We start from the raw sequence: 10,800 nt of genomic DNA on the forward strand, positions 1-10,800 counted from the left end.
CCGGTGCCCAGCCGGCCGGCCCGGCAGGTGCCGGATCACGGTCGCGGTGCCGCCGGCCACGCCACCAACCACGGTGGCTGTAGTGGCGTACATGCCGGCCGGGCCGGGCAGCGCCCCCTGGGTGTGGGCGGGCCAGGCGAGCTGGGGGTCGTTCCAGTGGTGGGGGAGCTGCCACAGCACGCTGGCGACGTCGGTGGGGCTGAGGTCGAGCCAGGTGTGGCCGAAGGCGAGGCCGGCGAGCTGGCCGGTGGTCCAGGCCAGCAGCCCGGCGGTGCCGGTGCCCAGCAGCCCGTAGAGGATGACCTGCTCGGCGAAGCCGCCAAACGGCGGCGTGTCGGGCGCCCGGTACCCGCCTGGGGGTAGGGGGGGCCACGGCTCACGCATCGGAACCACCACCCGGCGCCTGTCCGCTACGGAGGTGAGAAGGACGAAGTGGCAGCGCAGACGCGCGACCATCGGGGTGCGTCATGGGGCCAACTCTCCTGATGCATGGCCCGGGCTGGTGCTGCCGACACCGCCCGGGCTCTTGTCTACGCGGGGGTCCGCGCGGCCTGGTGTCCGGCGTCGGGTGCGGTGCTCGCGTCGAGTTGGACGCCGAGCTTGTCCTCGATGGCGGCGGCCGGGATGAGCCAGCGCCCGTCCAACTGCACCGCGCGGAGCGTCCCGCGCCTGATCAGGTTGCGGACGCCGGACTCCGACATGCCGACCATCTCGGCCACCTCACGGGGCCGGTAGGCCACCCGCTTGAGGGGCTTTTGCCTGAGCTTCTCCTGCAACTGGGGCCAACTCCTTCCCGGATCGCCGAGTGCTGCCGACACCACGGGGCGACCTTGCCGTCTTTGCCGTCTATGTCGAAGACGGTAGCCGGCCGAAGGAGACCAACCCGTACGAAAGTACGGGCAGCTCAGGAGTACGGGTTAGGGGAGCTGACAGCCAACCGGGCCAAGTCCCCGACGCTGACTGTCGAGAGGTCCCCACCTCCTGGTAGCAATGCTTCAACGCACCACTGGAGCCCTCCCTTGGCGGCGGTCTACGGGAGGTCAAACCTTCTCTTCATCTCGGCGGTTGCAAGCCCCTGGAGTACGGGCAGCATGGCCTCGTATTGTGGAGGCATGGGTAGCAGGTCGTGGTTGCTGTAAGAATCGGCATCATGGAGGAGCCGGGTCTCCCTGCGGCCGGTAGTAGAGCGGGAGACCCTTAATTGCCGCCCGCCGATGATCAACCGCGGTGATCACCTTCTGAGGCAGGACTCAGCACCCGCGGTGCATCGCTGTCCTCGGAACGATTTCGGGTCGAGCGTAGATCGGGACTGGGGTGGTTATTCGTTAGCCTCGATTCTCGGTGCAGAAATTTGATTGAGGTCCCGGGTGGCGCGTGATCTGTCCGTGCTGTTGATGTTCGGGTCGGGTCGCTGCTGGTGCTGCCCGGGGGAGGTCAGCGGGGTGGGAAGCGGAAGCGCAGGGGCCGGCCGTCCCACCAGGGGATGGGGAGTTGCAGGTCGGCGAAGCCGGCGTCGATGAGGACGGGGTGGTGGCTGCGCAGGGTGAGGTCGGCGGTGACGGCGTCGGGGGTGATGCGCAGGGTGCCGGTGTCGTCGAGGAAGTGCCGCCACAGGGTGTCGGGGGTGGTGTGCTGGTAGCGGGGCAGGTTGCGGGCGAAGAGGCGGTAGAGGTTGCCGGCGATGACGGTGAGGGTGGTGTCCAGGTCGACGTTGAGCGAGACGCTGGACGACAGGGCGTTGAGGCTGAATCCGGAAATGTAGGCGTCGAGCTCGTTTTCGATGAGCATCCGTTCGGCATAGCGGGCGAACAGGCTCTTGGCGGGGGTGACCTGGTCGGCGGTGATGAGCAGGGTGGGCTGGTCGCGGCCGATGTTCTTGATGGCGAGCTGGCGGGCCGGCGCGGTGACGCCTTTGAGTGTGACCGTGTCTTCGTGCAGGTGGGGGTGGCGGTAGCGGCCGGCACGGTCGATGGTGAGGTGCTTCCACTGGCTGGCCGGTAGTGCTTCAAGCCGGGCGAGCTCTTGCTTGCCGCGCTGGCGCAGGGTGAGCCAGGTGATGCCGCGGGCGCCCAGCTCGTCGAGGACCTTGTAGGTGGTGAGCTGGGAGTCGAAGACCAGCAGGCCGGGGTTGGTGCCGGTGGCGTTTGCCAGTAGTCGGCGAAGGCGATGATCTCGGTTGCTTGTTCGGTGGTGGTGATGTCGGCGTTGGCGTACACCATCTCGTTTGAGGCGTGGTCGCCTGCGAAGAAGGTGCGCACCGAGCGGGTGCGCTGGGACCGGGAGGGCAGGTAGTGCGCTTCCAGGACCGGGTCGTCGCCGTGGTGGCGGATGGCGTGGAAGTCCAGGTTGAAGCCCTGCTCGCCGGTGGCCAGGCCGAGGGGCCGCAGGTGCTGGACCAGGCCGGTGAGCAGCTGCTGGCTGGAGGCGCGGCGGACCCGGTAGGAGTAGGTGGACAGGTGGGTGGCCTTCGGCAAGGCGGCGAGGCCGAGGAAGAACGCCAGCCCGGCATCGTCGGTGAGCTTGTCGATGTGGTGGACGCGGGGGACCCGGGTAGAGGCGGCCAGCAGCAGGGTGCCGATGGAGTGCCAGGCCGACAGCTGGGTGGTGGCCGGGTAGCCGGCTCCGCCGATCAGCTCGTGCAGGCCGACCTCGGCCATGGCCGGGGCCAGCAGCAGCAGCCCGGCGTGGTCACAGTGAAGGTCCACCGGCGCGGTCGGCCAGCCGTCCAGGGCGGCGGCTTTGACGGGCGCCAGTTGCGTGGCGGGGCCACGGGGCGTGGTGTCGTCGCCGCGCAGCCGCGGCAGGCCCTCGCGGTCGCAGATCTTCCAGACGGTCTGCGCGGAGACCGGGGTGCCCGCACGGGTGAGGAGCTGGGCGATCTGGGTGACCGACCGCTTGCCCGCGCGCAGGGTTGATCCACGCTCGCCGATTCCCGAATCCAGCTTCGCGACACGATTGAGGTTTCTTCCCCAAGACTGATTGAGCTCAGTGCCACCTAGGGACTGAACAGCCCCGTGAGCAGCGTGGATGCCACCGCGCGCCAGCGCGCAACACAAGAGGCGGGCGCACGCCTGCCTCCCGAGAATCGAGGTTAGGGCGGGGCCTTCTGTCGCAGAGCGGCGGGCGGGTTGAGGCGGCGCTGTGGACTATCTGGCATTGGGACCGATTGGAGGGCAAGAAGGTTAGGTGGCAGGCGCTTGGTGCTTGCATGGACTGCCTCGCACCTTCGGCACATGTCACCGTCGACGTTTGGGTAGCGGAACGCTTGTCGACAGCGCCGTGTGCCGCCTGGGCGGCGGCCCGCCGGACGCGGTTCGCCCAGACGATGAACGCCCCGGTCTCTTCGCCGCGGTCCTCGGCGATGAAGTCATCGGCCAGCCGGTCGATGTCTTGGTCCGAGAACCCCGGCGGCGTGCAGCCTCTTGACGGGCCTGGTCGGAGAGCAGGCGCGCGCTCTCGACCTCCGCGGCCTGTGGCTGCGGGTAGCCGGGATCGGAGGTCGCGCCTCGCTTGACGCCCGCGAGCGGTCCTGGCGGGTAGTCGCGGTCGTCCGAGGACAGCGCGGATCGCGGATCGGTCGTCATCACGTCACCCTCTTGCGGTCTGGAGTAGATCTCGGATGGCGCTGGGGGACAGCGCCGGTTTGGACAGGACCACGCGGCGGATTCCGTTGTGTCTGCCGCATTCCGCACCGCCTGGTGGTCCCTCGAGCCGTGTCTCCTGACACGTTCCCGCTTCGGCGCCACCGGGTCGGCTGTCGTCGTGGCCAGCGCCAAACTCCGGGTACCGCTGGCCGGCATCCCAAGATGGCAGCCTGCCGGGAGCGCAGACGGGTGCTGGCCGTGGAGACATCCGGCCGCTCCGGCCCGATTCTGGACAGCGAGGATCGACATACACCCAATCATCGGACGGTACGGGATGCGGCAAGTGCGGATCATCAAGCAGCGCCGGACGGCGGAGACTGACTGGCGCCGGCGGCGGGCGCCGGTGCTTCGGCTGGACCCTCGGGACCCTGAGGTCACCCGCGCCAAGCAGTTGCAGCGCCGAAGGGTCCACCCATGAGCACCCGGCCGAGCCGCCACGATCTGCAGACCGGACCCGAGGCAGGGACCTCGCCGTGAGCCACCCCTCGGTCTTTGTCACCACGTTCCTTGCCGCAGCGGTCGAGGTTATCGAGATGGTGATCATCGTGGTGGGCGTCGGCAGTGTCCGCGGCTGGCGCTCGACCTGGCTCGGCGCCGGCGGCGGTCTCGCCGTCCTCGCGGTGCTCGTGCTGGCGTTCGGGGCGGCGCTGACGGCCGTGCCGATCGGCGCGTTGCGCCTGGTGGTCGGGTTGCTGCTGCTGGTCTTCGGCCTGCAGTGGCTTCGCAAGGGGATCGGTCGGGTGAGCGCCAACGGCTTGCGGGGCATGGGGGAGCGAGCCGCACCCGGGGAGGGCGTCCCCGGCCACGGCGTGGACTGGACCGCGTTCGTCCTGTCGTTCAAGGGCGTGCTGCTGGAAGGCCTGGAGGTCGCGTTCATCGTGGTCAGCTTCGGCCTCACGGCCCAGGCGCTGCCCAGCGCCGTCCTCGGCGCGGCCGCTGCCTTCCTGGTCGTCGCGGGCGCGGGCCTGCTGGCCCGCGAGGTGGTGCAGCGCATCCCGCGCAGCGCCCTGCAGCTACTGGTGGGAACGCTGCTCAGCAGCTTCGGGACGTTCTGGGCTGTGGAGGGACTGGGGGTCGCCTGGCCAGGCAGCGACGCCGCGATCCTGGTCCTGGTCGGGTGGTACCTGCTGGCGGCCGCCGGCTACGTCGGGCTGCTGCGTCGACGCGCGCGCAGGCTCCTTGTCCAGGAGGCGTACAGATGACCCTGGTCCTTGGCTGGCTCAAGGGCTTCGGACGGTTCTGGTACGGCTTTGTCATCGGCGACGACTGGACCGTCGCGGCCACGGTGGCGGTCGCGCTGCTGGTGACGTGGCTGCTGCACACCGCCGCCGTGGCCACATGGTGGTTGCCGCCGCTGGCTGCCGTGGTCGTGGTCGGGGCCAGCCTTCGCCGCGCTGGCCGGTGAGCGAGCCAGTCATCCCGGTCGGCGCGGCGACAGCAATTCGGGTGGGTCAATGAACGCAATCGTGCAGTCCATCCTCAACCTTCACGGGGTTGTTGCCCTGGCCCTCATCTTCGCGTTGCCGGCCCTGGAGGCTTCCGCCTTCGTCGGCGTCGTCGTCCCCGGTGAGACCGCCGCCCTGCTCGGCGGCGTCCTCGCCTTCAACCACCGGGTCCCCCTTGCCGGGGCCGTCGTTGCCGCTGTGCTGGGTGCCGTTGTTGGCGACAGCGTGGGCTACGCGCTCGGCCGCCGCTATAGCCGGCGACTGCTTGCCCACACGCCGTCCCGGCTGGTCACGCCCGAACGGCTGGACCGCGGCAGCAGCGCCATCAACCGGCTGGGTGGCCGTGCCGTCTTTGTGGGACGCTTCACCGCGGTGTTGCGGGCGCTGGTGCCGAGCCTGGCCGGGACCGCGGCGATGCCCTACCGTACCTTCGCCGTCTACAACATCGCTGGCGCCGTGCTGTGGGCGACCGGGTTCGTGCTGCTCGGCTACGCCGCCGGCCGGGCGTTCGGCACGGCGGAGCGCATCGCCGGCCAAGCCGGCCTGGCCCTGCTCGGCGCGATCGTCGTGGGCGCCACCGCGGCGCTGCTCATCCGCCGTCGCCGCCGCGCCAGGCAGCCGACCGCACCTCCACAGGGCCGGCGTCACTGAGAGGCGTTCGGGCTGCTGGGTCTGGGTTGGATCGTTGGCGAACGATTTCGGGCGCCGGTCGTGGGAAATCGGATCCCGTAGCCTGCCCGTCAGGGTGAGCGTGCTCCCGAGAGCCCGCGATGTGCCGCTGGCGTTGCTGGCCGGCGCGGACCGGGCCGCGGCGGTGGCACCTGAAGACAGCGAGCCGAGAGGGGCTGGTTGATGAAGGCGATCGTGTACGAGGACACCCGGCGGGTCGGCGTGCACCAGGTCACCGACGCCCAGATCGAGGATCCCGGTGACGTGGTGATCCGGGTCACCTCCAGCGCGATCTGCGGCACGGACCTGCACATGTACGACGGGCGCACCGGCGCGGAGCCCGGCCTGGTGCTCGGCCACGAGCCGGTCGGCACCGTCGAGGAGGTCGGCGGTGCGGTCACGCTGCTGCAGCCGGGCGAGCGTGTGGTGGTGCCGACGCATCTGTTCTGCGGGCTGTGCTTCAACTGTATCCGCGGCTACACCGCCGCCTGCCTGCGGGTGCGGCCGGGCGGGTTCGGCGCCGCCTACGGCTACGCGGGCATGGGACCCTACCGCGGCGCCCAGGCCCAACTGCTGCGCGTGCCGTACGCCGACGCCAACTGCGTCAGCGTGCCCGGTGAGCCGTTCGACGATCTCGAGGACGACTTCGTGCTGCTGGCGGACGCGTTCGTCACGGGCTGGCACGCCACCGAACTGGCCGAGGTGACCCCGGCCAGCAGCGTGGCGGTGTTCGGTGCCGGCGCGGTGGCATCGCGCGGCCGGGTCCTGGAGGACCTGGAACGGCTCGCGCGACAGGCCGAGCTGCGCGGCGCCCAGGTGGTCGGGGAGGCGGCCGGCGCAGGCCTCGCCGTCCAGGGTGGCGCCGTCCTCGCCGTCGGTGGCGCGCTCCACCGCCTCGACGAACGGCCCGGGCGGGGACAGCTCGAACATCGCTGCTCATCGGGCCGCGACCTGGGCGGTCAGGCCGTCGACCGCCGACAGCGGAGCGGCAAGCTCGGTGGCCAGGCCATGGCGGGCAGCCAGCCAGGCAGCGTCGAGGTAGCTCATCCAGACGGCGCCGTCGTCATCCATCCACACCAGGACCTTCAGCGGGAGGTCAAGCGCCGCCAGCGGCGACGCCACCATGGCCGGCGTGCCACCCACCGGGTTCCCGAACACCAGCAGCTTGGTGTCACGCAGTGTCATCCCCGCCCGCTGCGCCTCACCGCTGTGGTCCACCACCAAGAAGAGCGTGGCGCCGGCGGCCCGGATCGCCATAGCGAGCCGCTCAACGGTCGCAGCGACCGACCGCGGACTCCGTTTGTGGACGACACCGCTGGTCGGCCGCGCCCCCGCGGGCCCCACACCCGACTGCCACCCCATCTTGTACCTCCATCACCAGCACGACGCTCCTTATCTATGCAACATCTATGCAACCACGTACCCGGGGGCTCGCCCGTCTAGGGGCCAATGCCGCCCGGTTAGGGGCTTCGGCAGCTTGTGGTGGCTAGGGTTGGTGCCAGGATGCTGACGCTTGTGCGGGCGGCATGGCTGGCCTCGGCCAGTCGCGATGGTGGGCGCGTTTGAGGTGGTAGTTGCTCATCTTGCGTTTGACGGCGCGGGGAAAGGCACGCAGCCGGCGTGGTGGGAGCGGCTCGGTGAGGATCTCCTCGATCGCGGCGCGGACGGCCGTGGAGATCTGGTCAGGGGGAAAAGGCCGCGTGGGCGATGACCTGGCGGCGCACGAGCTGCAGCGACCGGGTGAACGACGGCCGGTCGGGGTCCAAGTCCTCAGCCAGCGCGGCTTGGTGCACGAGCTTGCGGATGGCGTAGTGGACCAGCAGGTGCGCCCAGACCTCCTGGGCGACCCCTCGGGGGTCTTGAGCGCGGCACCGCCTTGGGGCCACGCTGGCTGGTCTTGAGCTCCCCCAGCGTGGTCTTCACATCCCACCGCTCGGCGTACAAGGCGGCCAGCTCGTTCGCGGGGGGCCGCGGCGGGTCCAGGATCGTGGTGACCAGCCGGTAGCGGTCAGCCTTGGCGCGCCGGCCAGGGTCGACCAGGCGATACTCCACCACCCGGACGGTGATCGGGTGGCGCTTGGCCCGGTCGGAAGGGTCGTGGATGCGACTGCTCGCCGGCGCCCAGGCGGTGCACGGCGTCGACGAACGGCGCCCGGTCATACCAGCAGGCCAGGTCGGCCTGGATGGCCTCCAGCTGGGTGTCGCGAACCTCCAGCACCGCCCGGTAGTGCGCGTAGGTCGCGCGAAGCGCCGACTCGTCGAAGCGCTGGGCCAGCAACCAGCGCTCGTGGGTCAGCGTCCAGGGGTTGCCACCACGCCAGACCCGGCCGTGGCGCAGCAGGAACTTGCTCAGCCGATGCCGGGCCCGGGTGCAATCTTGTACCAGATCGGCGCGGGCGCGGCACAGGTCATGCACAGCCTCCTCGGCGAGGGGGGGGACACAGATCGCTACCAGTTCCCCAGCCCGGTGCGGCCGGGCCAGCCGGCGGCAGTCCCGCCGATCAGTCTTGACCCGGTCGCCGGGCGCCTTGGGGATCAGCGACGTGGCGATCACCTGGCAGTGCACACCCATGCCATCCAGCAGCCGAGCCAGCTCGAAGCCGGTGGGGCCGGCCTCGTAGCAGGCTCGCAGCCAGCGGGGGTCACCGAGGCGGCCAACGAGCTTGCGCACCGAGGCCTCGTCATGGGCGATCCGCTCGACGTCGGGACGCTCGTGGTCGGGGCCAAGGATCGCCACCGAGATCGTGTCGCGGTGCACGTCCAAGCCGAGGTGAATCGGGCCAAGATGCGAGACACTGGCCACGGCCGGCTCCTTCCGTATGTGGCTCCGTCCGCGCCATCGTGGATGACCCACGCACTTGTTACCTGCGGAACGGAGCCGCCGCTAAATGCTGACTGGAGGGCTGCCGGTCGTCCGCGGGGGCACTGAAGGCGACATATGGTGGAGACTTCCGCATCGTCGCGCAGCAGGGGTGTGGCGAGTCTGCTGCGGTTCCTCTGATCGCCGTCGCGATCTCGGTCGCGGAGGGCGACGGCGGACCGCAGCCGGCGACGGACGCTCCGAAAACGCGTGTCGCGCGATGCAGATCGCTGGACCGGCTGAAGCCGGTGCGGACGCCCGGGAGCTCGCGCGACTTGTCCCGGCGGCGGCCGCTGAGATCGCCCAGCGCGACGAGGAGCGGCGCGGAGGCGGCTGAGCGAGCGGGATTCACGTGGTGGCGAGGCAGGGGTACGGTTGCAGTCGTTTCGCACGCACGTGCTGTCTCTGCAGAATGCGCCCGATGTCGCCTCCCCTCGCGTCGTGGATCGTGGTCGCCGTCGCGTTGATCGTGGCGGAGACGCTTGTGGTGTACCTGCTGCGCCGGATCGCGCCGGAGATCTGCCTGGGAGCGGTCTATCTGGTGGGTGTCCTGGTGGTCTCGAGCGTGTGGGGGCTGGCGCTGGGCGTGGTGACCGCGGTGCTCAGCGCCGCCGCTTTTGGCTTCTATTACGTCGTGCCTGCCTTGTATTTCGTTGCCTCCGATCCGCGGGGCCCGGTGGCGCTCACGATCGTGCTCGCCGTCGCGGTGGTGCTCTGCTCGGTCGCGGCGCCGGCTCGGTTGCGGTCGACCGGGGCCGATAAGCGCCGCGGGGAGGCCGACCTCGCCGCGATGATGGCTCGCCTGCTGCTGCGCACGGACGACTTGCGCTGCGCGCTGCGGGGCGGCTCAGGGCGTCTGGGGCGGGCGTTAACGCTGTCGGCTGCGGCGATCGAGCTGGAGGCGGTCGCCGGCGAGGAGCTGCGCGCGGCGTTCCCACTGCGCGACGGCGGCACGCTGCTGGTTCCCGCCGACCTGCCGCAGACGACGGAGCGGCGCGTGCGGGAGCGGGTGGTGGCGTCGGTCGAGGCGCTTTTGCGTGTGGCGCGCGATCGCGAGGGGATGGCGAGCGTCGTTGAGCGGTGAGCAGTTGCGTGTGCTGGCCGAGGAGCAGGCGGCGTTGCGCCGGGTCGCGACGCTGGTGGCGCGTGGGGCGCCGCCGGAGGAGCTGTTCGCGGCGGTCATCGAGGAGGTCGGGCGGCTGCTCGGCACGCACCTCGCCGGGATGGCCCGTTACGAGAGCGATGACACGCTGACTGTCTTGGCCACCTGGGCCGCCGAAGGCGAGCACCCATTGGTTCGGGGTCCGTGGCCGCTCGAAGGGGGCGATCTGGCATCGACGATCTGGAGGACGGGCCGACCCGTCCGGATAGACGACTACCACGGCGTTCCCGGGCGCATCGCCGCGTTCGTTCGAGAAGAGCTCGGGATCGGCGCCTCGGTCGGCAGCCCGATCGTCGTCGAGGGGCGGTTGTGGGGCGCTCTGTTCGTCCACTCGAAGCAGACCCACCAGCCGCTCCCCCGGGACACCGAATCGCGTCTCACGGGCTTCACGGAGCTCGTCGCCACGGCGATCGCGACCGCCGAGAGCCGCGCCGAGCTGATGGCCTCGCGGGCGCGGGTCGTCGCCGCCGCCGATGAGACGCGGAGGCGGATCGAGCGTGATCTGCACGACGGCACCCAGCAGCGGCTCGTCTCGCTCGGGTTGGAGGTGCGCGCGGCGCAGGCGACGGTGCCGCCGCAGCTCGGCGAGCTCCAGGGCGCATTGTCGCGCGTTGCCGAGGAGCTGGCGAGCGTGTTTGACGAGCTGCGGGAGATCTCCCACGGCATTCACCCCGCGATCCTGTCCGAGGGGGGCCTGGAGCCGGCGCTCAGTGCGCTGCGGCGCCGTTCGGCGGTACCGGTCGAGCTCGACCTGCACGCCGAGCGACGGCTGCCAGAGCCAGTCGAGGTCGCGGCGTACTACGTGGTGTCAGAAGCGTTGACCAACGCCGCCAAGCACGCGCACGCGTCCGTCGTGAACGTCGAGCTCGACACACACGACGCGATCTTGCGGTTGGCGATCCGCGACGACGGGATCGGGGGAGCCGACCCCGGCCAGGGGTCCGGACTGCTCGGGCTCAGCGATCGAATCGAAGCGCTCGGCGGCACGCTCGAGGTCACCAGCCCCGCCGGCAAGGGCAC

12 protein-coding genes and 1 pseudogene are annotated in these 10,800 nt (G+C 70.5%); 7 read left to right on the top strand and 6 right to left on the bottom strand.

Annotation, left to right across the window (positions count from 1 at the left end; translation table 11 throughout):
* From VG276_11160 to VG276_11170, 3 genes are all read right to left on the bottom strand, one after another.
* Window positions 1-384, bottom strand: a 384-nt coding sequence (locus VG276_11160; protein HEV8649935.1) for a hypothetical protein, incomplete at its 3' end; no start/stop codon positions are given.
* A gap of 146 nt (window positions 385-530) precedes the next feature.
* On the bottom strand, window positions 531-776 hold the full coding sequence (locus VG276_11165) for a helix-turn-helix domain-containing protein (protein ID HEV8649936.1): 246 nt from the start codon (window positions 774-776) through the stop codon (window positions 531-533).
* 658 nt (window positions 777-1,434) lie between these two features.
* The gene (locus VG276_11170) at window positions 1,435-1,788 is read right to left on the bottom strand and encodes a hypothetical protein (protein ID HEV8649937.1); all 354 of its coding nucleotides are present in this window, start codon (window positions 1,786-1,788) and stop codon (window positions 1,435-1,437) included.
* 503 nt (window positions 1,789-2,291) lie between these two features.
* Here VG276_11170 and VG276_11175 point away from each other — a divergent pair.
* From VG276_11175 to VG276_11195, 5 genes and pseudogenes are all read left to right on the top strand, one after another.
* Window positions 2,292-2,915: a hypothetical protein gene (locus VG276_11175; protein ID HEV8649938.1), complete on the top strand. Its 624-nt coding sequence runs from the start codon at window positions 2,292-2,294 to the stop codon at window positions 2,913-2,915.
* A gap of 1,202 nt (window positions 2,916-4,117) precedes the next feature.
* Window positions 4,118-4,846: a hypothetical protein gene (locus VG276_11180; GenBank protein ID HEV8649939.1), complete on the top strand. Its 729-nt coding sequence runs from the start codon at window positions 4,118-4,120 to the stop codon at window positions 4,844-4,846.
* On the top strand, window positions 4,843-5,049 hold the full coding sequence (locus VG276_11185; GenBank protein ID HEV8649940.1) for a hypothetical protein: 207 nt from the start codon (window positions 4,843-4,845) through the stop codon (window positions 5,047-5,049). Before VG276_11180 ends, VG276_11185 begins: the two co-directional genes overlap by 4 nt.
* A 49-nt stretch (window positions 5,050-5,098) precedes the next feature.
* Window positions 5,099-5,740 carry a DedA family protein gene (locus tag VG276_11190; protein HEV8649941.1) on the top strand — a complete coding sequence of 214 codons (642 nt, stop codon included), beginning with the start codon at window positions 5,099-5,101 and terminating at the stop codon, window positions 5,738-5,740.
* Between the two features lie 201 nt (window positions 5,741-5,941).
* Window positions 5,942-6,505 (top strand): annotated as a pseudogene (locus VG276_11195) (alcohol dehydrogenase catalytic domain-containing protein).
* A 189-nt stretch (window positions 6,506-6,694) separates the two neighbouring features.
* Here the strand turns inward: VG276_11195 and VG276_11200 are convergent.
* The 3 genes from VG276_11200 to VG276_11210 all read right to left on the bottom strand — a co-directional run bounded on the left by VG276_11200 (window position 6,695) and on the right by VG276_11210 (window position 8,561).
* Window positions 6,695-7,120 (bottom strand): DUF302 domain-containing protein, encoded by a 426-nt coding sequence (locus VG276_11200; protein ID HEV8649942.1) that lies wholly within the window; start codon window positions 7,118-7,120, stop codon window positions 6,695-6,697.
* 320 nt (window positions 7,121-7,440) lie between these two features.
* Window positions 7,441-7,644 carry a hypothetical protein gene (locus tag VG276_11205; protein HEV8649943.1) on the bottom strand — a complete coding sequence of 68 codons (204 nt, stop codon included), beginning with the start codon at window positions 7,642-7,644 and terminating at the stop codon, window positions 7,441-7,443.
* Between the two features lie 122 nt (window positions 7,645-7,766).
* Window positions 7,767-8,561, bottom strand: coding sequence for a transposase (locus VG276_11210; protein ID HEV8649944.1), 795 nt, complete (start codon window positions 8,559-8,561; stop codon window positions 7,767-7,769).
* 478 nt (window positions 8,562-9,039) lie between these two features.
* Here VG276_11210 and VG276_11215 point away from each other — a divergent pair, with 478 nt between their 5' ends.
* Both VG276_11215 and VG276_11220 read left to right on the top strand, forming a co-directional pair.
* Window positions 9,040-9,702 (top strand): DUF4118 domain-containing protein, encoded by a 663-nt coding sequence (locus VG276_11215; protein HEV8649945.1) that lies wholly within the window; start codon window positions 9,040-9,042, stop codon window positions 9,700-9,702.
* Window positions 9,692-10,800: GAF domain-containing protein (locus tag VG276_11220; GenBank protein ID HEV8649946.1), on the top strand; the 1,109-nt coding region annotated here is incomplete at its 3' end. The genes VG276_11215 and VG276_11220, both read left to right, overlap by 11 nt.

The sequence above is a fragment of the Actinomycetes bacterium genome, assembly GCA_036000965.1.
In the GTDB taxonomy this organism is placed as follows: Bacteria; Actinomycetota; CALGFH01; order CALGFH01; family CALGFH01; genus DASYUT01.

Excerpts from the sequence above, each read along its gene's own strand:
- VG276_11170 (HEV8649937.1), bottom strand. The coding sequence starts at position 1,788 with ATGCTCATCGAAAACGAGCTCGACGCCTACATTTCCGGATTCAGCCTC.
- VG276_11185 (HEV8649940.1), top strand. The coding sequence starts at position 4,843 with ATGACCCTGGTCCTTGGCTGGCTCAAGGGCTTCGGACGGTTCTGGTAC.
- VG276_11190 (HEV8649941.1), top strand. The coding sequence starts at position 5,099 with ATGAACGCAATCGTGCAGTCCATCCTCAACCTTCACGGGGTTGTTGCC.
- VG276_11200 (HEV8649942.1), bottom strand. The coding sequence starts at position 7,120 with ATGGGGTGGCAGTCGGGTGTGGGGCCCGCGGGGGCGCGGCCGACCAGC.
- VG276_11215 (HEV8649945.1), top strand. The coding sequence starts at position 9,040 with ATGTCGCCTCCCCTCGCGTCGTGGATCGTGGTCGCCGTCGCGTTGATC.